At 45.1% G+C, this 21,369-nt stretch carries 20 protein-coding genes; 10 read left to right on the top strand and 10 right to left on the bottom strand.

Going from position 1 to position 21,369, the window contains the following annotated elements:
* Both ACH0AB_RS09430 and rimI read left to right on the top strand, forming a co-directional pair.
* A partial coding sequence (locus tag ACH0AB_RS09430) for an EF-Tu C-terminal domain-related protein (protein WP_472797688.1) occupies nt 1–114 on the top strand: 114 nt, incomplete at its 5' end.
* Between the two features lie 58 nt (nt 115–172).
* On the top strand, nt 173–682 hold the full coding sequence (gene rimI, locus ACH0AB_RS09435) for a ribosomal protein S18-alanine N-acetyltransferase (protein ID WP_406878012.1): 510 nt from the start codon (nt 173–175) through the stop codon (nt 680–682).
* On the opposite strand, the gene ACH0AB_RS09440 is transcribed toward rimI, so the two are convergent.
* Genes ACH0AB_RS09440 through trxB form a run of 3 tightly spaced genes read right to left on the bottom strand, consistent with a single transcriptional unit; the run spans nt 675 to nt 3,326 of the window.
* Complete coding sequence (locus tag ACH0AB_RS09440) at nt 675–1,493, bottom strand: arginyltransferase (RefSeq protein WP_406878013.1); 819 nt, start codon at nt 1,491–1,493, stop codon at nt 675–677. The two genes, rimI and ACH0AB_RS09440, sit on opposite strands and share 8 nt — an antisense overlap.
* A 27-nt stretch (nt 1,494–1,520) precedes the next feature.
* Complete coding sequence (gene aat / locus ACH0AB_RS09445) at nt 1,521–2,312, bottom strand: leucyl/phenylalanyl-tRNA--protein transferase (protein WP_406878014.1); 792 nt, start codon at nt 2,310–2,312, stop codon at nt 1,521–1,523.
* 15 nt (nt 2,313–2,327) lie between these two features.
* On the bottom strand, nt 2,328–3,326 hold the full coding sequence (gene trxB / locus ACH0AB_RS09450) for a thioredoxin-disulfide reductase (RefSeq protein ID WP_309593471.1): 999 nt from the start codon (nt 3,324–3,326) through the stop codon (nt 2,328–2,330).
* A 440-nt stretch (nt 3,327–3,766) separates the two neighbouring features.
* Here trxB and ACH0AB_RS09455 point away from each other — a divergent pair, with 440 nt between their 5' ends.
* Complete coding sequence (locus ACH0AB_RS09455; protein WP_406878015.1) at nt 3,767–6,832, top strand: DNA translocase FtsK; 3,066 nt, start codon at nt 3,767–3,769, stop codon at nt 6,830–6,832.
* 73 nt (nt 6,833–6,905) lie between these two features.
* Here the strand turns inward: ACH0AB_RS09455 and ACH0AB_RS09460 are convergent, their stop codons facing one another.
* On the bottom strand, nt 6,906–7,271 hold the full coding sequence (locus ACH0AB_RS09460) for a RidA family protein (RefSeq protein ID WP_065253256.1): 366 nt from the start codon (nt 7,269–7,271) through the stop codon (nt 6,906–6,908).
* Between the two features lie 92 nt (nt 7,272–7,363).
* Entirely contained in the window at nt 7,364–8,617 is a 1,254-nt protein-coding gene (locus tag ACH0AB_RS09465) for a D-amino acid dehydrogenase (RefSeq protein ID WP_309593468.1), read from the bottom strand.
* Between the two features lie 150 nt (nt 8,618–8,767).
* Between ACH0AB_RS09465 and ACH0AB_RS09470 the strand changes: the two genes are divergently transcribed.
* Nucleotides 8,768–9,238 carry a winged helix-turn-helix transcriptional regulator gene (locus tag ACH0AB_RS09470; RefSeq protein WP_099807639.1) on the top strand — a complete coding sequence of 157 codons (471 nt, stop codon included), beginning with the start codon at nt 8,768–8,770 and terminating at the stop codon, nt 9,236–9,238.
* A 114-nt stretch (nt 9,239–9,352) separates the two neighbouring features.
* On the opposite strand, the gene ACH0AB_RS09475 is transcribed toward ACH0AB_RS09470, so the two are convergent.
* Nucleotides 9,353–10,999 (bottom strand): NAD+ synthase, encoded by a 1,647-nt coding sequence (locus tag ACH0AB_RS09475; RefSeq protein ID WP_224054829.1) that lies wholly within the window; start codon nt 10,997–10,999, stop codon nt 9,353–9,355.
* Nucleotides 11,000–11,594: 595 nt separating this feature from the next.
* Here ACH0AB_RS09475 and ACH0AB_RS09480 point away from each other — a divergent pair.
* Nucleotides 11,595–11,849 (top strand): hypothetical protein, encoded by a 255-nt coding sequence (locus tag ACH0AB_RS09480; protein ID WP_101965116.1) that lies wholly within the window; start codon nt 11,595–11,597, stop codon nt 11,847–11,849.
* Nucleotides 11,850–11,875: 26 nt separating this feature from the next.
* Here ACH0AB_RS09480 and ACH0AB_RS09485 read toward each other — a convergent pair whose 3' ends face one another.
* Both ACH0AB_RS09485 and ACH0AB_RS09490 read right to left on the bottom strand, forming a co-directional pair.
* Entirely contained in the window at nt 11,876–12,169 is a 294-nt protein-coding gene (locus tag ACH0AB_RS09485) for a cell division protein ZapA (RefSeq protein WP_007115956.1), read from the bottom strand.
* Between the two features lie 63 nt (nt 12,170–12,232).
* Nucleotides 12,233–12,637 (bottom strand): hypothetical protein, encoded by a 405-nt coding sequence (locus tag ACH0AB_RS09490; RefSeq protein ID WP_406878016.1) that lies wholly within the window; start codon nt 12,635–12,637, stop codon nt 12,233–12,235.
* Between the two features lie 247 nt (nt 12,638–12,884).
* Here ACH0AB_RS09490 and ACH0AB_RS09495 point away from each other — a divergent pair, with 247 nt between their 5' ends.
* The 3 genes from ACH0AB_RS09495 (at nt 12,885) to ACH0AB_RS09505 (ending at nt 16,263) form a co-directional block, all read left to right on the top strand.
* Nucleotides 12,885–13,625: a UPF0149 family protein gene (locus tag ACH0AB_RS09495; protein WP_406878017.1), complete on the top strand. Its 741-nt coding sequence runs from the start codon at nt 12,885–12,887 to the stop codon at nt 13,623–13,625.
* A gap of 78 nt (nt 13,626–13,703) precedes the next feature.
* Nucleotides 13,704–14,897: an acetylornithine deacetylase gene (gene argE, locus ACH0AB_RS09500; RefSeq protein ID WP_406878018.1), complete on the top strand. Its 1,194-nt coding sequence runs from the start codon at nt 13,704–13,706 to the stop codon at nt 14,895–14,897.
* 16 nt (nt 14,898–14,913) lie between these two features.
* Nucleotides 14,914–16,263: an aminopeptidase P N-terminal domain-containing protein gene (locus tag ACH0AB_RS09505; protein WP_406878019.1), complete on the top strand. Its 1,350-nt coding sequence runs from the start codon at nt 14,914–14,916 to the stop codon at nt 16,261–16,263.
* A gap of 116 nt (nt 16,264–16,379) precedes the next feature.
* On the opposite strand, the gene ACH0AB_RS09510 is transcribed toward ACH0AB_RS09505, so the two are convergent.
* Nucleotides 16,380–16,853, bottom strand: coding sequence for an arsenate reductase ArsC (locus tag ACH0AB_RS09510; protein WP_406878020.1), 474 nt, complete (start codon nt 16,851–16,853; stop codon nt 16,380–16,382).
* Between the two features lie 436 nt (nt 16,854–17,289).
* Between ACH0AB_RS09510 and ACH0AB_RS09515 the strand changes: the two genes are divergently transcribed.
* Nucleotides 17,290–18,684: a sodium-dependent transporter gene (locus tag ACH0AB_RS09515; protein WP_095356904.1), complete on the top strand. Its 1,395-nt coding sequence runs from the start codon at nt 17,290–17,292 to the stop codon at nt 18,682–18,684.
* Between the two features lie 91 nt (nt 18,685–18,775).
* On the opposite strand, the gene ACH0AB_RS09520 is transcribed toward ACH0AB_RS09515, so the two are convergent.
* Entirely contained in the window at nt 18,776–20,461 is a 1,686-nt protein-coding gene (locus tag ACH0AB_RS09520; RefSeq protein ID WP_406878028.1) for an aminotransferase class I/II-fold pyridoxal phosphate-dependent enzyme, read from the bottom strand.
* A gap of 187 nt (nt 20,462–20,648) precedes the next feature.
* Between ACH0AB_RS09520 and ACH0AB_RS09525 the strand changes: the two genes are divergently transcribed.
* Nucleotides 20,649–21,140, top strand: coding sequence for a glutathione peroxidase (locus ACH0AB_RS09525; RefSeq protein WP_050325991.1), 492 nt, complete (start codon nt 20,649–20,651; stop codon nt 21,138–21,140).
* Nucleotides 21,141–21,369: the final 229 nt, after the last annotated feature.

Below are 21,369 nucleotides of genomic sequence, written 5' to 3' on the forward strand. Positions count from 1 at the left end.
GAAATGAACGTAGAGCTAATCCACCCAATCGCAATGGACCAAGGCTTACGCTTTGCAATCCGTGAAGGTGGCCGTACTGTAGGTGCGGGTGTTGTTGCTAAAGTTAACGACTAATCGTTAATAAGCATACAAAAGAGTCACTTCGGTGGCTCTTTTTTTATGGAAATAAATTATGACTGCTATACAGATATATAAGTTAGATAAAACGAGTACACAAGATAATACTTCGCAGCAAGTACTGACGCAGCTGGCACAAATTGAATGCGAGCTATTTGTCCACGATGCTTGGTCGGCTGCGCAAATCAATTCACTGCTCGCGCAGCCATTTAACCATATAATTTATGCGACAGACGAGTTGAATCAGCAATTGATTGGCTATTGCATTTACAGCCACATATTTGAAGATAGTGAAATTTTAAAAATTGGAACTTGTCGCGAATATCAAAAGCAAGGTATTGCAAGCCAATTGCTAACGGCTATGGCGCAAATGAGCCAAGCAACGGGTGCCGAGCGGATGCTGCTAGAGGTAAGAGAAGATAATCATGCTGCCATTGCATTTTATCAAAAACATGGATTTGAACAGATTGCCATTCGCAAAAATTACTACGATAATCATGACATGACCAAAACCCATGCGTTAATTATGCAGCACAAATTCAATGCTAAATTAAACGCTAAGTAGTATTCCACATGTTTAGGTAATGTGCTTTTATCGCCTGTTGAAGCAGTGGCTCAACTTGCGCGGCTGTGACAGCCTCATCGAAGCGATGCCACTGTTGATTGATTAATAACTCACTGGGATAAAAACGCGACTTATACGCCATCTTATCCGAATCTGGTACCCAAAAACCTAAATATAAATAAGGTAATCCAAGACGTTTAACATAGTCAATTTGGGTAAGTATCGCAAGGGTGCCTAAGCTATTTATGGTTGCATCGGGATCATAGAAAGTATAGACCGCGGATATGCCGTCATCTAATTGGTCGCAAACTGCCACCATGACTAATTCATCGTGAAGCCAAAACTCCATAAAAAATGACTGGGTAAAGCTATATTGTAGAAACTGTTTAAACCCTTGTAAATTGGGTGGATACATATCGCCATCACTATGGCGAGCGCAGATATAGCGAGCATATAGCATAAAATGCGATTCATCGGCATCATCACAAGCTGTAATTACCACATCCATCTCGTGCGATTTTTGCCATAGTTTGCGCTGGGTACGATTGGGTTCAAACTCGTTAACTACTACACGCGTAGAGATACAGCGTTGACAATGAAAGCATACAGGGCGATATAAATGTTGTCCACTACGCCGATACCCGAGCCGAGAGAACTGAGAAAAAATAGGCGTATCTAAACGTTCATCCTTTGCTAATTCAATCAGTTCTAAACGTGCTGCACGATCGGGCAAATAACTACATTGATGTAGCGGCGTCAATTGGCTGGTCAATGCTAGACTGGTAGGGGAGTGGGGTGGTTTTAACGTCATTGGTGCTTTTAAATACCCTTAACTTACCTAAGCTTGCATAGTTGGAGGTAGGTAATAAGTCATCAAATCCTCATTTAACAGTTGATTAAGTGGCAATTTTTGACCGCAAATCGATGACCAATCAATACTCGGTAGCGATAATTGTTGCGCGAGCTTATCTAAAAATTCCGCTCTGGGTAGGATGGATGCCCCTAAACGCAGCAAATGTGGGTTAGGCAACTGACAGTCCACCCAAGCAAATTGGGAATGCGCACACAGCTGCATTAACACAAAAAAAGCCGCTTTAGACGCATCTGTCACTCGGTGAAACATACTTTCACCAAAAAATGCTTGTCCTAGCTTTAGCCCATAGAGACCACCAATCAGCTCATCATCATCCCAAATCTCGACACTGTAAGCCACTTGCTCGGCATGTAGCGCCGTATACGCTTCAATCATAGCGGGACTGATCCAAGTGGCTGATGTAGAAGCTTGGGCATAGGCACGGGTGTCGGCACAGGCGGCAATGACCTCAGCAAAGGCAAGGTTGAGGGAAAACGTCCAACCTGCATTTTTGATTCGCCGTTTTAGGGTTTTACTGGCGCAAAAATCGCTAGGATAAATAATACAGCGCGGGTCAGGCGACCACCAAGCGATGGGCTCGCCTTCATTAAACCAAGGAAACATGCCTTGGCGATAAGCACACACTAAGGTATCAGCCGCCAAATCACCTCCCAGCGCAATTAACCCTTCACCGTCAGGGTCTGCCGCCATCGGGTCGGGGAATTGATAACGGCAAACGAAAGGGCGTTGTAAGGGGTGGTGATTTGGCAATGGCATCGTTCAAGACATTAGCTAAACAGCAGAGGTGTTGGCTGATACCGTGGTATCGGCATTCGCTAGATTGACGATATCTAAATATTTTTCTGCATCCAATGCCGCCATACAACCCGTGCCTGCCGAGGTAATCGCTTGGCGATAGATATGGTCTGCCACATCCCCACAGGCAAACACGCCTTCGACACTTGTCGCTGTCGCATTGCCATCTAGACCGCTTTTGACCACGATATAACCATTATTCATCTCAAGCTGATCTTGGAAAATATCGGTGTTGGGTTTGTGCCCAATCGCCACGAACATACCAGGGGCGTTGATGGTTTTGGTAGACTTGTCTTGCAGGTTTTCAATTACCACACCCGTCACGCCTGCGTCATCACCCACCACTTCTTTGACTTGGCTGTTCCATTCGATGGTCACATTGCCATTTTTTTGCTTTTCAAATAATTGGTCTTGCAGAATTTTTTCTGATTTTAATTTATCACGTCGATGCACTAGAGTGACGTGGCTTGCGATGTTTGATAGATACAAGGCTTCTTCAACCGCTGTGTTGCCACCGCCAATCACCACCACAGGTTTACCGCGATAGAAGAACCCATCACAGGTCGCACAGGCAGAAACGCCAAGCCCCATAAATTTTTGTTCAGAGGCGAGACCCAAGTATTGCGCTGATGCCCCTGTCGCTACAATGAGTGCGTCACACGTGTAAGTGGCGCTATTGCCCACTAAGGTGAAGGGTCGCTGAGTTAGGTTCACTTGGTTGATATGGTCATACACCAATTGGGTGCCAAAACGCTCGGCATGGGCTTGCATGCGTACCATCAAGTCAGGTCCCGTCAAGCCTTGTGGATCGCCAGGCCAGTTATCAACTTCAGTGGTGGTAGTCAACTGCCCGCCAGTCTGCATACCCGTGATAATGACCGGTTTTAAATTGGCGCGCGCTGCATACACGGCGGCAGAATAACCCGCTGGACCTGAACCCAAAATAATAAGCTGGTGATGGATAATTTCTGACATACGTCTTTCCTAACAATCGCTGAATAATAAACTAAATAAAACATGCTAATTTTTGATTCATAAGTAAGATAGGGGCTAACATCGAAAATAGCAAGTAAATGTTATTTTTATAACAGATTCAGCGGGCAATCAAAGCTCAATCAACGCTCAAAAATAGCGTTAGCTTGTTATCAAAAAATACCCTACTATCCGGCTTTGTTGGCTCAAACCGCATTTGTCATAGGGCTTGAATTGGCTGATTTAACAAAGCAATTTTTCGCAAAAAAAGCTCAGCAACTCACCACTGAGATTTGATATGATAGTCGATTAAAAGGGTGATTTTAATCAACGTTTTTCCCAAAATCATTGTTTTTTCACAATCATTATCAGTCAGTCATGGCGCAGCAAAGCGTTGGCTTACGGCTTATCCAAAGCAGGTTCAAATTCAAAGGTAAATTGCGTTGTCTTATTATATTCGTCAAAGTGTGCTTACGATTATCTGGCTAATCGTGGCATTGTTGTTAGTCATGTCCCTCATCAGTTATTCTGCCAATGATCCTAGTTGGTCGCATATCAGTAGTGCGGCAAATGAAGTCAGTAATTTGGCAGGCACGGGTGGTGCGTGGCTAGCTGATATTTTGTATGCGTTTTTGGGCGCGGCAAGCTGGTGGCTCATCGTTATTGCCTGTTATGAAGCTTGGAATGTATGGCGCCATGACGTAGAGCCTAATGGCTTGTTACGTTTTTTGGGTTATATCTTTTTAATCATTGCCACCGCAGGGCTGACAGGCGTGTTGTCGTTTGGCTGGTTAGCGCAAGGCATGATCGGGCAAATCGTGGGCAACGGGCTTAGTAGTTTATTAACCTACTGGGGGACTTTGCTGTTTTTATTGGTGTTTATTGCGATCACCGTGACGTTTACCTTTGATTTACATTGGCATGAGATTTTATCGGGTCAAGCTATTCGCAGCCGCCTACACGCTGAAGCCGCAGATGAAGAAGAAACCAATACTGAATTCAAAGCGACTGCTCAAGAAGCAAGCCAAGCAAAACCAAACGACACCGCACAACTGCCTTTGCCTTTAGCCTCCCATGACGCAGAGCAAACGGCTTACGACAGTAGTCGTCTAGCGGATGATGAGGCATTTGTTGGCAGTCCACTCGATGCGTTTTTGGATGAAACGGGTTTTAGTGAAATCAAAGATTATGAATGGCTCGAAGAAAACGATGCCACCAATCCATTTAAACCCGTCAGCTCAACCTATGTGGCAAACACCAAGCTGACCAAAAAACTCGATGAAAAACTGCAAAGTGAAATCATTAAAAAACCGTTTAAAATGCCTACCTTGAACAGACCGCATTCGATACAAGTAGATTCGCAACTCACTCAACCAACTCAGACAAGTGTAGACAGTGTAGCTGTATCGCCAGCTATGCCAACTATCGATGACGCATCTATGATGTTTGCCGCAGGCACAGGTGAGCTAGCAGATAAACGAATCTCTGAGCCTATGACTAGTCGAGAGATGGCTGGACAGGACGCGGCTATTGGGTTGTCAAATTTGGATGATTTAGCAGATAGCGTAGATGCTGGATATGAATTATCACAAAATCCTGTACTAGAGCCACCATTCGAGGGCATTAAGACAGAAGGCGTTGAAGCAGAAGGTATTGAAACACCACCTACCTCAGTCGCATCGTTATTGGGTATGCGACAAGCCCCAGCGCAAGATAGCGCTAATGCCCCAAATGACAATGCCACCGCATCTGTGGGAGCGGAATTTTCAACCCCTGCAGCAAGTCCGATGCCAACCCAAATAGCACGTCCAGTGCAAGCCGTCACCCAGATTGCTGGTAACGAGATTGATACCGACCAAATAACGTCTTCAATACCGACCCATAGTCGGTCAGTGGAGTCTGAGCTACTCGACCAAATCGAACAGCCCGCAGCGCCTCAGGTCAATCAGCCGCTTGATATCAATGACGATAGCCTATTTAGTCAGAAATCGCGTGCCATGCAAACCGCAGCTTATCGTGCCAATTTAAGCCCGTTACCTGAGTTATCGCTGCTTGATTTGCCTGACCCTGACCGCAAGCCAAGCTACAGCCGCGAACAGTTGCAGCAGTTGTCAGCGCTGTTAGAAATCAAGCTACAAGAGTTTAATATCAAAGCAGAAGTGGTCAATGCGCAAATGGGTCCGGTGGTGACACGCTTTGAAGTGTCGCTGGCGCCAGGGCTTAAAGCAAGCAAGGTAACAGGTATTGCCAAAGACTTGGCTCGGTCGCTATCCATGGCATCGGTGCGTGTGGTAGAAGTCATTCCAGGTAAACCTTATATCGGTATCGAAGTGCCCAATCCGCAGCGCCAAATGGTACGACTCATCGAGCTGCTGAAAACTGAAGCTTATCAAGACCCCGATGGCTTAATCAGCATGGCAATGGGCAAAGATATTGCAGGTAGACCGATTATTGCGGATTTAGCCAAAGCGCCACACATGCTAGTAGCAGGTACCACAGGCTCAGGTAAGTCAGTGTTGGTGAATTCGCTGTTATTGTCAATGCTGCTCAAATACACACCAGAGCAGCTGCGATTGATTTTGATTGACCCCAAACAGCTCGAGCTTGCCAACTATGGCGATATTCCGCATCTGCTCACCCCCGTAGTCACCGATATGACCGAAGCAGCCAGTGCTCTAGCGTGGAGTGTGGCTGAGATGGAACGTCGTTATCAGCTGATGTCATTATTCAAAGTGCGTAAACTGGATGAATTCAACAAAAAAGTCATGGCAGCCGAACAAAGTGGTGAACCGTTACTGGATCCACTGTGGCGACCCAATGACAGTGTCAGCCAAGATAGAGCGCCAAAATTAAAACCGTTACCACAAATTGTGATTGTGGCGGATGAGTTTGCCGACATGATTATGCAGGTGGGCAAACAAGCGGAGGAATTGATTACCCGTTTGGCGCAAAAATCGCGCGCTGCAGGGATTCATTTGATTTTGGCGACCCAGCGCCCCTCAGTGGATGTGATTACTGGCTTGATTAAAGCCAATATTCCCGTCCGTGCCGCACTTCGCGTCAACTCAAAAGTCGACTCGCGTACCATTTTGGATGCCGGTGGCGCAGAGGATATGCTTGGGCATGGGGATATGCTGTTTTTAGGACCTGGTCAAATCGAGCCTAACCGTGTACATGGTGCTTTTATCAGCGATGCGGAAGTCAACCGTGTATGTGATGCATGGCGCGAGCGTGGCGCACCTAATTATATTGATAATATGTTTGATAATTTTGAGCTAAGCTCTGCGCCAAGTGGTGGCGATGCTAGCGGATCTAGCAATGGCGAAGAAGACCCGCTGTATGATGACGTGGTGGCGTTTTTGCTCGAAACCCGTAAAGTCTCTGCATCAAGCATTCAGCGCAAATTTAGTATCGGCTATAACCGCGCAGCACGTATTGTTGATGCCATGGAAGAGGCGGGCTTGGTGAGCGGCATGACCAAAAGTGGTAAACGTGAGCTATTAATGTAGAGGTTAGACAAAATAAAAAAGGTGCGATTTATGCACCTTTTTTATTTAACGTTTTGAGCGGTTATGGGTTTATTTAGTCTATGGTATTTTGCGCTGCGACTACGACAATTTCTAATTTCCACAAAGGATTAACCAACTCAGCTTTGACTGTCGCACGGGTAGGCTTTGGGCAATCGGTTAGCCAGTCGCCCCACATGCTATTCACCACCTCAAAATCCGCCAAATCCTTGATAAAAATCTGAGCAGTTAGCAGACGTGATTTGTCGCTATTGGCTTTGGCGAGCATGGCGTCGATATTGTCTAGCACTTCTTTGGTTTGTGTGTGGATATCGGCAGTGTCGGTATTTGGCACTTGTCCTGCGAGGTACACCACGTGGTTAAAAATGGTAATTTCACTTAGATAGTCATTGCTATCGAATCGTTGAATGTGTGCGGTCATGGTGTTTTCCTTGTACTTGTAAATGGATAAATGTTATTTATGCATAGTCTTTTCAAATGCTATTTACAGGTATTTCTGAAAGAGAATAGATACTAGGCATAACGCTGTAATGATAAGCCATCAATGCGAATATCAGGCGTTTTGCCGAGCACCAAATCGCTGATTAATTTGCCAGAGCCACACGCCATTGTCCAACCCAATGTGCCTTGTCCTGTGTTTAAAAATAAATTGCGATACCGAGTCGCACCAATGATGGGCGTGCTATCGGGGGTCATCGGACGTAGCCCCGTCCAAAAACTTGCGTTTGGCAAATCACCGCCTGCGAATAAGTCCTGCGTGACCATTTCGAGTGTAGCACGGCGCTGGGGGTTTAGCGTTATATCAAAACCACTTAATTCTGCCATACCGCCCACGCGAATACGGTTGTCAAAGCGAGTAATGGCGATTTTATAGGTTTCATCCAGCACCGTTGATTGGGGCGCTAAATCAGCATTGATAATCGGCACAGTCAGCGAATAGCCTTTGACAGGATATACAGGCAGATTAAGCTGTAGCGGTTGCAAAAGCGCCCGCGAATAACTGCCCAACGCCAATACATACTGGTCTGCGGTTAATAACTCACCATTTACCATCACCCCTTTAATCGCCCCAGCGTCGACTACCAGTTTTTCGATGTTTTGATTGTATAAAAATTTCACCCCCAGTGCTTTGGCTTGCTGCGCTAATGCTTGGCAAAACAAAAAGCAATCGCCTGTTTCATCATGCGGCAAATGCAATCCACCAACCAGCTTATCAGTGGCATTTGCCAACGCGGGCTCAATCTCAGCCAATGCCTTGCTGTTGTCAATCAGCTTAAAAGGCACGCCTGAATCTTGCAACACCTTAATATCTTGCTGTACAGCATCTAGTTGGGCGGGTTTGCGAAAAACTTGTAAGGTGCCTTGCGAGCGGTTTTCGTAGTGAATGCCGGTGTCTTGACGCAACTGCTGCAGACAGTCGCGGCTGTATTCTGCCACTCGTACCATACGCTCTTTGTTGATGGCATAGCGCTTGGCATTGCAGTTTTTGAGCATTTGTAGCATCCATTGCAACTGCCATAGACTGCCATCTAATTTGATGGCTAAAGGGGCGTGTTGTTGGAATAACCATTTAACCGCCTTCAATGGAATACCAGGGGCTGCCCAAGGGGTAGAGTAGCCAGGGGAGATTTGCCCAGCATTGCCAAAACTGGTTTCTTGTGCGGCACCTGCTTGGCGGTCGATCACCGTGACTTCTACACCTTGCTTGGCTAAATAATAGGCACTTGTAACCCCAATCACGCCACTACCCAGTACCAATACGCGCATACCCACCCCCAAATATCTGCTTAGTTATCAGTTAATTTTGCTAGTATAAGCAAAGTTTTGCAGTGAATTTTGCTGTTTTTATGCTAGAATTTTGCTGATATTGTCGGTTTTATCATGCCAATCATCAAAAAACAGGATTTTCATTTTGCTATGCGTAATTTAGACCGTACCGACCGTTTAATCCTTGAAATCTTGCAACAGCAAGCCCGAATTTCTATCAGCGAATTGGCCGCCAGAGTTAACCTATCAACCACGCCCTGCTCAGACCGAGTTAAACGGCTGGAGCGTGAAGGTATTATCACAGGTTATCATGCGCGGTTAAATCCAAATTTGGTCAATAAAAGCTTGTTGGTGTTTTTGGAGATAAAGCTATCTACCAAGTCGGGCGATGTCTTTGAGCAAGTGAGCAAAAAACTGTCAGAAATTCCAGAGATACTGGAATGTCATTTGATTTCGGGTGAGTTTGATTTTTTGGTCAAAGCGCGGCTAAAAGAGATGAGTTCTTACCGCAAGTTACTGGGCAATATCTTAAAACAATTGCCAGCGGCGGTGGAAACCCACAGCTTGATTGTGATGGAAGAGATTAAAGAAAGCTTGCATTTGGATGTGACAATGACCTAACTGTTGTGCAAGCTTTACGATATATGCTTTGTGAAAGATGAAAAAAAAGACTGCCAAATTGCAGTCTTTTTATGTTGTGCCGCCTTAGAGCTTTGGAAATTAAAGCTTTGGAAATTAGATTTTTGGAAACTCTAGCGACCAGTGGTTGACGAGTGGATAGCGACGCTCACGCCCAAAGGCGCGGTGGGTAATCTTGGTGCCAATCGCCGCTTGACGACGTTTGTACTCATTGCGGTCTACCATGCTGAGTACTTTTTTCACTACATCCTTATCATAACCGGCTTCTACAATCGCATCATACCCAAAGTCGCGATCGATATACAGCTCCAGCATTTTATCGAGGGTATCATAATCAGGTAGACTGTCTTGGTCTTTTTGGTCAGGGCGAAGCTCGGCAGAAGGCGGACGCGTAATCACACGCTCAGGAATCACTGGCGTTTCTTCTAGGCGGTTGCGATAGTTGGCGAGGGCGTATACTTGGGTTTTATACACATCTTTTAAGACATCAAATCCGCCTGCCATATCTCCATATAGTGTCGCATAGCCCACGGCCATCTCTGACTTGTTGCCAGTGGTGATGACTAGATGACCAAATTTGTTGGACAATGCCATCAGAATCATGCCACGCGCACGGGCTTGGATATTTTCTTCCGTGGTGTCAGCGGTGGTGTTGCTAAACATCGGCTCTAGCGTATGACGCATACCTTCAACGGCGGCATGAATCGGGCACACGGTATAAGACACGTTGAGTCGGTGTGCCTGCGCCTGCGCATCTTGCAGGCTGATTTGCGAGGTGTACTCATAGGGCATCATAACCGCATAAACTTTATCTGCGCCGAGCGCATCAACCGCGATACATAGCGTGAGCGCGGAGTCTATCCCGCCTGACAACCCAACCAATACGCCTTTAAAGCCAGAATGATTGACATAATCACGCAAGCCGACAACCAGCGCTTGATAAGTTTCAGCGATTTGGCTGAGTGCAAGCGGTGATTTGCGCTGCTCAGATAGTATCACTTGACCGCTTTGGGCATCGTGACGAGCAACCACATACAGGGTATGCTGCAAAAATCTTGGCGCTTCTTGCACGATTTTACCTTGAGCGTTGACGACCATCGAGCCGCCATCAAACACTAAGTCATCTTGACCGCCCACGCTATTGGCATACACAATCGGGATGTTGTGCTCTGTGGCACGACTTTTTAATAAAGCCTTACGTTGTTCTTGCTTGTTTTGCTCAAAGGGCGAGGCATTGAGGCTGATGATGATTTCCGCACCTTTTTCTTTGAGTGCGCGAATGGGAGCGTCTTGCCATAAGTCTTCGCAGATAAGTAGTCCAATGGTCAGCCCTTGATAGTCAAATAACACTTGGTTGTGACCGGTATTAAAATAGCGGCGTTCATCAAATACGCCATAATTTGGCAAGCATTGTTTGTGATAAAAGCCTTTTTGCTGACCATTGTGAATGATAGCCACCGAGTTAAACGTGCCATTGGGGTCAATGTGCGGATAACCCACTAGCATCACGATATCTTTGACTGTGTAGAGCAATTCAAAAGCAAGTTTCACACGTGAGGCAAGACTTGGACGTAATAACAAATCTTCAGGCGGATAGCCCAGCAGTGATAACTCAGGAAAGACAATGATATTGGCACCCTTGTCACGGGCGTCTTTAGCCAGCTCTACCATTTTTTTGGCATTATTGATGACATCGCCGACAATAAATTGCTGCTGTGCCACCGCAATTTTTAGCCCCACCATAGAATCTGCTTGGCTAGTTGGTTGGCTTGATGACTGACTTGATGATGGAGAGGTTGACTGAGAAACTGATTGAGAAGTTGGCTGAGCAGGTTTTTGAGAAACTGGCTGTGGGTTTGCTGGTTGGTTTGGCGCATTGCTAGTATCAGCCGTGGGCGCATGGTTTGGCGTAGTAGCTTCGGCGATCATTGACTCACTCGGCAGCTGCGTTGGTACGCTATCATCGGGGGTTAAATCAAGGTGTGACATGAAAAATCCTTCAGTAAAAATTTGTTATGGGGTCGTCCCTTTAGTCATATCCGTCTAAAACGGTATGCAAGCATCATGCCGCTATTCTAATTATTGGTGGCAACAGCGATGGCATTACAAGATAAAATTATTCTACATTATATCGCTTTATGATGTGTTTACAATTGCAATCTTTAGACACTACAACCGAAAAACGCTGCAACTGGTAAAATTAGCTTAAACATAGCATGAATAACCCATCAATGCGCGATTTTTTGCAGTATAATCAAACCTTACAATGCTAATTAACAGGCAGTCATAATTCTTAATTGGCAACGATGATTCGTTCATTAGACAATGAGGTGAAGCGATGTTTACCGCAATTTTTGTGGTTTTGGTGATTATGGGGCTTAGCTGGGTTGGGATGAAATGGATGTATCCGCGACCACCGCAAGGTTATTTACAGCCGCAGCCAGGCGAGAGTACCGAGCTGCGAGCGTGTGATTTTTGCCATCATACGTTAGCAGAGTGGCGAGGAATTGTAGAAGGGGATAAGTTCTTTTGTAATCAAGAACACCAAGCGGATTTTCATGCTGGCAAGCACTACCAGCGCGCTCAAAATTAGTCGAATTTTATTTTACACTAAATACGTTAGGCAAAACGCGCAACGTCTTCTAACATTTTACCCACCAGGTCTTGCGCTTGGCTTTCGTTTTCTTGATAGCGTTGTAAGTTTTCTGATTTTTCAAACAACGTCAACGCGCACAGTACCAATAATTCTTCTTGTGGTAGCTGAGGCGCTTGGCGGCGTACCTCTTGCATAAACTGGTTAATATAGCTTGCCGCACGCTGCAACGCAGGCTCTTCCGATTCTGGGCAATTGATGGTATAGCTACGACCATTGATCAGGATATCAACTTTTTTAATGCTTTGGGCAGATGCCATAAGATTTTCCTAACGTATTCAAATGTTTTAAACATCACTAAGGCTGGCTTAAATAAGGGCGGGTTAGTTTTCGCTGTCAATTTTTGCCAAGCGCTCTAACACAAGCTTGGTATGCTCTGCCGCAACGCGATTTTTTTCAATCAGTTTTTGATTTTGTGCGGTAAAAATCTGTAATTGGTTTTGGGTTTGTTCGTATTCGGTACTTAGCATGTTATGAGATTCGGCAAGTGACTGATAGCGCTGCTCAAGTGCTTGATACTCTTCGGCTTGTCTGGCAAGTTGTTGTTCCAAATTTTGCTGCAGTTCTTTGCTGCTATCGAGCTCAGCTTGTACCGCTTGCAATTGGTCTGAGGTAATGGTTGGCTGTGCTTTAATACGGGTTAGCTCGCTACTGGCGAATTGATATTTATCGCGAAGCTTAGTCAATGCGGTTTGTAGCTGGGTCAGTTGGTCAATTAGGGTGCTCATGATATGATGTCTAGTCAGTAATCGAGTGAATAATCGAGTGAATAATCAAGTAAATCATCAAGAGCGACGTGATGGGCGCTCATTGACATGAATAGCAAAAGGTTTTTTGGTATAACTATAGCGTGAAGGCTTAAAATTTGAGTGATACTTATATTATTTTACCACTTTAATAATGCCATAGTTGACCGCATTAAGGCTAGTATTATCTCAATGTTGATATAATTTTTTGTGAAAAAAGGGTAAAGCGATGGATGATTATATTTCGGGTTGGCAAGATTGGACACAAGCATTTGAGGATTGGCACGACGTCACAATTAGTGAGTTACATGGGCTACTCTCAGGGGTGCTAAGTGTGTGTGATGCGCCAACCGAGCAAGAGTGGCAACTGCTACTGACTGAGCTGAGCTTTACCGAGCTTGAGCCAAAAGCGTTAGAGATAGTGACCGAAGAAGGCGAGGATATGGTGGCGGTGTTAACCGATGATGCCGATAGCTACCAGTTTATGCCGTTGTTGCCTGATGATGACCATCCACTGTATGAGCGTTTGATGGCACTTAAGAACTGGGCAAATGGCTTTTTGACAGGCTTTGGCGTCACCGATAGTGCGCTACGTCCGGAAGAAAACAACCTATTTAATGACTTGGCAAAAATCGGCGCGCTGCGGATTGATGTGTATGATGAGGCGCTGCAAGGCACAGACAATGCTGAAGGCGAAGTTGAATATATGGAGCTACTTGAGTTTGTGCGCATGATTCCTGTGAGTGTGTCACAAGGGCGAGTGCGTAAATCAGTCGCCAAGTTGCCGCTCATCGCAGGATTTGCGCTAAATCGCCCTGTGGGCAAAGCCCAAGAGATTGACGAGGAGCATTTGGATTTTATTGAGCAGCTACGGGATGATGAACTCGATTGGGAAGCAGAAAAAGATACCAATGATGATTTTGTTACCCATATGGTCATAGATGCCATGACCGGTAAAAAGCCGAATTGATGCTAATACCCTATTTCCACTAGATTTACCCTAATAGGGTGTTTTAATGGTTTAAAATTTGAGAAAAATGGAACGACTATGGGCTATCCATCCAACGCCGTAGACTGGTTAACAAAACTGATTGGTTTTAACACCGTCAGTCGCTACTCCAATTTGCAATTGATTGAGTATGTGGCGGGCTATTGTGAGCAGTTGGGGTTGTCGCCACGTTTGACCTTTAATGCCGATAATACCAAAGCCAACCTCTTTGTGACTGTACCTGCGATGGGTAAGGGTGATACCGTAACGACAGGGGGTTTTGTGTTTTCCGGGCATACTGATGTGGTACCCGTTGATGGGCAGGCATGGGATACCGATCCGTTTGTGGCGACCATTATTGAAGATAAGCTATACGGGCGTGGGGCTTGTGATATGAAAGGCTTTATTGCTTGCGCCTTAACCCTGTTGCCCACTGTGGTGCAAGCAAGCCGCGATAAGATGCTCGGCAAACCGATTCATTTGGCACTGTCGTATGACGAAGAAGTGGGTTGTTTGGGTGCGCCCTTACTGCTCGCAGATTTAAAAGCCCAAAATATTAAGCCCGACTACTGTATCGTCGGTGAGCCGACCATGATGAGAATGGTCACCGCGCATAAAGGTATCCAAGTGTATCGCTGCCGCGTGCATGGCAAATCGGTGCATTCATCGCTGACCCCGCAAGGCGTCAATGCCATCAGCTATGCTAGCAAAATTATCAATTTTATTGATGAACTTGCCGAGCAATTGCAACAACGTAACGACCAAGACATGGCGTTTGACGTACCATTTTCGACCTTGTCAGTGGGCACTATTACCGGCGGTACGGCGACCAATATCGTGCCCAACCTGTGCGAATTCACCTTTGATTACCGTAATTTGCCGCACATGAATGAAAGCCAAGTGATTGAGCCGATTCGCGCCTTTATCAAAACCCTTGAGCCTAAGATGCACGCCATTGACAGCGACACGGGCATTGAGCTAACTCGCAACGAAAATGTCCCTGCGATGACCGATAAAGATAGCCAAGCCTTGCAACAGCTTATAGAAAATTTGGTGGATGAACAGCAGCGCCATAAAGTAGCGTATGCCACCGAAGGCGGGCAGTTTACCAATGCAGGTATTCCGACGGTGATTTGCGGACCTGGCGATATTGGCAATGCCCATAAAGCCAATGAGTTTGTCAGTCTAAACCAATTAGCAAAATGCGAAAGTTTCTTACAGCAAATTCTTCAACAATGCTGTGACAGCCATTAATTTTTTTGGAAATATCATGTCAAATCAATTAACCATACAGTTGTTGCCAAAGCTCCCCCAAAGCCAATTTGCCAAGCGCCGTGCCAAACTTGCCGAGCAAATGCCAGATAATAGCATTGCGATTTTGCAAACGGCACCCGCGCATATCCGCAACAATGATGCTGAGTACAAATACCGCGCCGACAGCAGTTTTTTCTACCTAACTGGCTTTGCCGAGCCAGAATCAGTGATGGTTTTGGAAAAAACTGACCATACCGTTAACTACACTTTATTTTTACGTGAAAAAGACAAACTACGTGAGATTTGGGATGGTAAACGGGTGGGGCTTGACGGTGCAACTGCAGATTTTGGCGCGGATAAAGCGATTGCCATTGGCAGAATTAATGAGATGATGCCAACTCTGATTTTTGGTAAAAAACACGTGTTTGCCCGCTTTAATAATGAGCTGATTGGCTGGCTTAATCAAGCCAAGCAGCTGCAGCGCGGCGAAGGTTTGGTCGATACCATCACCAATATTGATAGCCTTATCAATGAAATGCGGCTGATAAAAGATGAGTGTGAAATTGCACGCATGAAAGTCGCCGCCCAAATCAGTGCTTACGGGCATATTCGCGCCATGCAAAGCGTGGCACCCTTGATGCAGAAAAATCAGGGCAATGAAAGCAGACTGGAAGCTGAAGTCAATTATGCTTTTGCCCAATACGGCTGCGTACCCTCTTATAACAGTATCGTGGCTGGCGGGGACAATGCCAATATTTTGCACTATGTTGAAAATGACCAACCGCTGCACGATGGCGACTTGGTGATGATAGATGCGGGCGCCGAATACCAACATTATGCCGGCGATATTAGCCGTACTTTTCCTGTGAGTGGCAAGTTCAGCGACGTGCAAAAACAGGTATATGATATTGTGCTAAATGCCAATATCGCCGCCATCAACAGCCTAAAAGCAGGTGAGCATGGCAAAATCCATCATGAAACTGCGCTCAAAGTACTGACCCAAGGCTTGATTGAGTTAGGAATTTTGACAGGTGATGTCGATGAGTTGATTGCTGATAAAGCCTACTTGCCGTTTTATATGCACGGCACAGGGCATTGGCTCGGCTTAGATGTGCACGATGCAGGGCGCTATACTGGCGACGACGGTAAACCCAGAAAGCTTGAAAAAGGCATGGTGATTACCGTTGAACCAGGCTTGTATTTTGCGCATGACAATGCATTGGTACCCAAGAAATATCGGGGTATGGGCATCCGGATTGAGGATGATGTGGTCATTACCGACGGTGACCCGCTGGTTCTCACCCGTGACGTACCAAAGACAACGGACGCGATTGAAGCGCTAATGCAGCAAAAAGTGCATTCATAAATATATTCCATAGCTATATGGATAGCTGCACCTTTGTATGATACAAACCTAGATGATATAAACAAAAAAAGCCCAAGACAGTTGGGCTTTTTTAAGGTCAATCGTTCATCGCGATGTTAGGCATCTGCTGATGGATTTGCTAAATGCGCGATTTTATCTTCGGGCAAGTTTGTCAACAAATGAATGCGCTGAGAGAGTTGGCGCAATACTTGGCTAAAGGCGGCTTTTTCCACATCACTATCGGCTGATACACTGTCCGTATCATTGATATGCCAATGTGCGGTCAGCGGGAATTTGCCATCAATGTCCGCATGTTGCTGTAAAGAATTGCACAGCCCAATCACCAAATCAATCTTTGGCGCGTTGTCTTGTAAAAACTGATTGACGGATTTGGGTGATAAGCTTTCGATATCATAACCTTCTTGTTTTAACACCTCAAGCGTGAATGGATGCGCGCTAGGGGATGGCTCAACGCCTGCGCTATAGGCTACAAAACGGTCACCACCAATTTTATTCAAAATAGCTTCTGCCATTAGGCTACGGCTAGCATTGTGCTTGCACAAGAACAACACGTTATAAGGCTGCGTCATCAATAAATCCCTTGTCATCATTTTGCGAACGGTCAGCACGTTTGGGCGTGCAATTTTTGAAAATGAAATTTTACCTTCAATAGCAAAAAATTGCTATCAAAATCCCTACAATTGTGCAAGTTTAAACCATTGACATTAACCGCTAAGTTTTGCCGGTCATTCGCCATCAAATAGGTGAAAAAATTATTGATTCCAAAAAGTAATATTTAGTATAAAAATAATTTGCGTTTAATGAATTTTAAAAATAAACATTATAAATATTTGATTTTATTATATTTTATTTAACTGCAAAAAAATAATGACATACTTGTATAACTTTTGGTTGGGTTTTGTGAAAAGAAAGTTTGACATTAACTATTGATTCATGAAAAATCTACATACTGCAAGATTCTCGTTGCAATTTTTTCATTTATTTACATTCGATTAGGGAGGGATTATGAGCACTAATCACAAGTCGTCTCATTCCCAGTGGAGCTCAAAGATTGGGTTCTTGATGGCGGCCGTGGGTTCTGCGGTCGGTCTCGGTAGTATTTGGAAGTTTCCTTACATGACAGGCGATAGCGGTGGCTCGGCATTTGTTATCGTGTTTATCATCAGTATCGCGCTTATTGGTTTTCCAGTGTTGGTCACTGAATGGCTGATTGGTCGCCGTGGACAAAGTAACCCAGCGGCAAGTTTTCGCAAAGCGGCAGTTGCTAACAACACCTCGCCGGCTTGGAGTCTGCTTGGCTACTTTGGTATTTTAGCTGCTTTTATGATTTTGTCATTTTATAGTGTGATTGGCGGCTGGTCGCTTAATTACACCTTAAAAGCCGGTATCAATGCATTTGGTGGTCTCAATGCCGACGCCACTGGCAAAATTTTTGAGACGATGTTAGCCAATCCAACCGAAATGACGTTGTGGCACACGGCGTTTATGGGCTTGACGGCGCTAATTGTGGCAGGCGGTGTATCAGCAGGTATTGAGAAAGCATCAAAAATCATGATGCCTGCGTTAGCTTTTATCCTATTATTTATCGTGGGATATAACGCGATTAATATGGATTTTGCCAAAGGCGCAGAGTTTTTGTTTAAGTTTGACTTGCAGCGTATGCAGGAAGTTGGCGTGGGTAAAGTGCTGATGGCAGCGCTAGGACATGCGTTCTTCTGTCTGTCACTGGGTATGGCGATCATGGTGAGTTATGGTTCATACCTAAAACAAGATGTGGATTTATTGGCAACCGCGCGTACGGTGATTATTTGGGATATTATCTTCTCATTGGCGGCAGGTCTTGCGATTTTCCCAATTTTATTTAGCAATCATCTTGATCCAGCGGCAGGTCCCGGTTTGGTGTTTGTGACCTTGCCAATCGCCTTTGGTCAAATGAGCCTAGGTGTGGTGGTGGGTACTTTATTCTTCTTGTTATTGACTTTTGCGGCATTGACGTCGTCGATTTCAATTCTTGAACCTATTGTCGAATTCTTGGAAGAAAAAACCCCAATGAGCCGTAAAATCTGCACGATAGTAGGGGCAGTGGCAACGTGGGCAGTGGGTGTACTTGCGTTATTGTCATTCAATAAATTGTCTGATTTTGCGGTATTTACTATCCACAAAAATGGTAAAGACATCCCACAAGGTATCTTTGACGCGCTAGATTATACGTCCAGTAAAATCATGCTGCCATTGATTGGTTTGGGTACCATTATCCTCATCGGCTGGTTTATTAACCAAGAATCGGTAAAACGTGAATTGGGGCTAGATGGCATGAAATGGACGATTTGGCAAATTGTGGTAAAATTTGTCGCACCGATTGGTATCATTGCTGTATTTTTAACGGAGTTACTGGGTTAATCCCAATGGCTTTATCTCAATAGCTTTATGTAATTAATTGCTCACAATAAAAAACCCCGAATCGTCGGGGTTTTTTTCTTTCACTGAAACATTAATCAGTGCCATATTCTTGGCGTTTTGTGGCAAAAAAGCGCTCAAGTCGATCCATCGCTTCATGCAAATCTGATGCATTGGGCAAAAATACCACACGAAAATGGTCAGGCGCATGCCAGTTAAAACCCGTACCTTGTACCATCAAGACTTTTTCTTGCAGTAACAATTCCATCATAAACTGCATATCATCTTCGATTGGATAAATTTCACGGTCAATTTTTGGGAAACAATAAAACGCCCCTTGTGGCATGGTACATGAGATACCTTTAATGGCGTTTAGGCGCTCGATAGCGATGTTGCGCTGCTGGTACAGGCGACCGGTTGGTGCGGTCAAGGCCTGCATACTTTGATAGCCACCCATCGCCGTTTGAATCGCGTATTGTGAAGGGACGTTGGCACACAGCCGCATCGATGATAGCATGGTTAACCCTTCAATAAAATCAGCCGCATGGTGTTTTTTACCCGATAACATCATCCAGCCTGAGCGAAAACCTGCGATACGGTGCGACTTTGACAAGCCATTGTACGAGATAACCAAGCAGTTTTTGGCAAGGGTGCACAGCGGTACATGCACGGCATCATCATACAGCACGCGGTCATAAATCTCATCCGCCATCAGCACAAGCCCGTGTTTTTCTGCCAGTGCCACGATTTTTTTTAAATTTTCGGTAGAGTAAAGTGCGCCTGTTGGGTTGTTTGGGTTGATGACCACAATGCCTTTGGTACGCTCATTGATTTTGCTTTCGATATCGGCAATATCTGGCTGCCAGTTGTCTGCTTCATTACACAAATAATGAACCGCTTTACCCCCTGCCAAATTCGTCGCCGCTGTCCAAAGCGGGTAGTCAGGCATTGGAATCAGCACTTCATCGCCATCGTCCAGTAACGCTTGCATGGTCATCACAATGAGTTCAGAGACGCCATTGCCCAAATACACATCGGCAACGTCTACCGCTTCTAACAATCCTTTGGCTTGGTAATACTGCAAAATCGCTTTACGCGCGGCAAAAATCCCTTGAGAGTCTGAATAGCCAATCGCATTGGGCAAATTCATCGCCACATCTGATAAAATCTCTTGCGGCGCTTCAAACCCAAATGGGGCAGGGTTGCCGACATTGAGTTTGATGATTTTATGACCTTGTGTCTCCATGCGGTTGGCAGTTTGTAGCAAAGGACCGCGAATGTCATAGCACACGTTTTGCAGTTTGTTGGATTTGTTCAAAGTTTTCATGGTAGATACATCACTACTAGGTTTGGGATTGGGTTTGGGATTGGGTTTGGGATTAGGGTTGGGAGGGTTGGTTTGAAAATTGGTAGCAGCGGGCGTCGTCGCTTGAGCCGTTTGACCCTGCCACGGATTCGCTTGATTGGCATCGCTTGATGCTTGTGCTACAGTAGTATCATTGAGCGTATGCGCTGCTAACGCTTGGGTATTGACGTTATGACTTTCCACCCCAGTACCTGATAGCAAATAGCTTTCGCTGCAGCCCAACAAACTGGCAAGCACAGGCAGTTTATTGGACACGATGCCATTGGAACCGCGCTCCCAATTAGAAATCGCGGCACGGCTAACTTTAGCACCAGCTTGGGTCATTAAATCGGCAAGTTCAGCAGTGGTCAAACCTTTGCTTTTACGCAGCTGCGTCAAGCGTTGTCCAGCCGATAGTTTAGCATCAGTGAGCATAGCGGGGGATTCCGGTTGAATATCAATGAATTTTATCGATATTTTGTCAGAAATACTGACAAAGTTAAAGTATAAATATTGGCGGATAACTGCCAATAGATAAACTACGCTTGTCAGCATAATAATGCAAGAAAAACTTACAATTTTTTAACTAACAACTTTTTAACTAACAACAAGGAGATTTGCTATGGAAGATTTTTACCAATTGTCCGCGACCGATATTCGAGGTCAGCTATTTGATTTTGACACCCTTAGAGGTAAAGTCGTATTGATTGTGAATACCGCGAGCAAATGTGGTTTTACCCCACAGTTTGAGGGCTTAGAAAAGCTATACCAAGCTTACAAAGACCAAGGGTTGGTGGTGTTGGGTTTTCCCTGCAACCAATTTGGTCAGCAAGATCCTGGCAATGAAGCGCAAATTAGTGAGTTTTGCCAAATCAATTATGGCGTGACCTTTCCGATGATGGCGAAAGTTGACGTCAATGGTAAAGACACCCATGCTGTTTATCAGTTTTTAAAATCACAGCCACAGGGTAAGGGTATGTTGGGCGACGCCATCAAATGGAACTTTACCAAGTTTTTAGTTGACGCACATGGTAGAGTCGTAGATCGTTTTGCACCGACCAAAGCCCCCCAAGACCTTGAAGCGGATATCAAAGCACTACTGGCGCAACAGTGAGAAAATGCGGGAGAGAGAAAAATAAAAAGGATTTAATTGGGGGAATTAAATCCTTTGGGTGACAAGCGATAGAGACATTGTTATTATTGTTATCTTATTATTCTTATTGTTAGCTATGACCTTGCTGGCCATGTAGGTATGATAAGGTTTTTATGTGACAACCACATGACATGCTCAGCAAAATTTTTTAAAAATTTTAATATTTGCCAAAAAAAATCATTGACAGCAA

This window comes from Moraxella sp. 179-F 1C4 NHS (assembly GCF_045370505.1).
GTDB lineage: Bacteria > Pseudomonadota > Gammaproteobacteria > Pseudomonadales > Moraxellaceae > Faucicola > Faucicola tetraodonis.

Excerpts from the sequence above, each read along its gene's own strand:
- rimI (WP_406878012.1), top strand. The coding sequence starts at position 173 with ATGACTGCTATACAGATATATAAGTTAGATAAAACGAGTACACAAGAT.
- ACH0AB_RS09440 (WP_406878013.1), bottom strand. The coding sequence starts at position 1,493 with ATGACGTTAAAACCACCCCACTCCCCTACCAGTCTAGCATTGACCAGC.
- aat (WP_406878014.1), bottom strand. The coding sequence starts at position 2,312 with ATGCCATTGCCAAATCACCACCCCTTACAACGCCCTTTCGTTTGCCGT.
- trxB (WP_309593471.1), bottom strand. The coding sequence starts at position 3,326 with ATGTCAGAAATTATCCATCACCAGCTTATTATTTTGGGTTCAGGTCCA.
- ACH0AB_RS09460 (WP_065253256.1), bottom strand. The coding sequence starts at position 7,271 with ATGACCGCACACATTCAACGATTCGATAGCAATGACTATCTAAGTGAA.
- ACH0AB_RS09465 (WP_309593468.1), bottom strand. The coding sequence starts at position 8,617 with ATGCGCGTATTGGTACTGGGTAGTGGCGTGATTGGGGTTACAAGTGCC.
- ACH0AB_RS09470 (WP_099807639.1), top strand. The coding sequence starts at position 8,768 with ATGCGTAATTTAGACCGTACCGACCGTTTAATCCTTGAAATCTTGCAA.
- ACH0AB_RS09475 (WP_224054829.1), bottom strand. The coding sequence starts at position 10,999 with ATGGTGGGGCTAAAAATTGCGGTGGCACAGCAGCAATTTATTGTCGGC.
- ACH0AB_RS09480 (WP_101965116.1), top strand. The coding sequence starts at position 11,595 with ATGTTTACCGCAATTTTTGTGGTTTTGGTGATTATGGGGCTTAGCTGG.
- ACH0AB_RS09485 (WP_007115956.1), bottom strand. The coding sequence starts at position 12,169 with ATGGCATCTGCCCAAAGCATTAAAAAAGTTGATATCCTGATCAATGGT.
- ACH0AB_RS09490 (WP_406878016.1), bottom strand. The coding sequence starts at position 12,637 with ATGAGCACCCTAATTGACCAACTGACCCAGCTACAAACCGCATTGACT.
- ACH0AB_RS09495 (WP_406878017.1), top strand. The coding sequence starts at position 12,885 with ATGGATGATTATATTTCGGGTTGGCAAGATTGGACACAAGCATTTGAG.
- argE (WP_406878018.1), top strand. The coding sequence starts at position 13,704 with ATGGGCTATCCATCCAACGCCGTAGACTGGTTAACAAAACTGATTGGT.
- ACH0AB_RS09505 (WP_406878019.1), top strand. The coding sequence starts at position 14,914 with ATGTCAAATCAATTAACCATACAGTTGTTGCCAAAGCTCCCCCAAAGC.
- ACH0AB_RS09510 (WP_406878020.1), bottom strand. The coding sequence starts at position 16,853 with ATGACGCAGCCTTATAACGTGTTGTTCTTGTGCAAGCACAATGCTAGC.
- ACH0AB_RS09515 (WP_095356904.1), top strand. The coding sequence starts at position 17,290 with ATGAGCACTAATCACAAGTCGTCTCATTCCCAGTGGAGCTCAAAGATT.
- ACH0AB_RS09520 (WP_406878028.1), bottom strand. The coding sequence starts at position 20,461 with ATGCTCACTGATGCTAAACTATCGGCTGGACAACGCTTGACGCAGCTG.
- ACH0AB_RS09525 (WP_050325991.1), top strand. The coding sequence starts at position 20,649 with ATGGAAGATTTTTACCAATTGTCCGCGACCGATATTCGAGGTCAGCTA.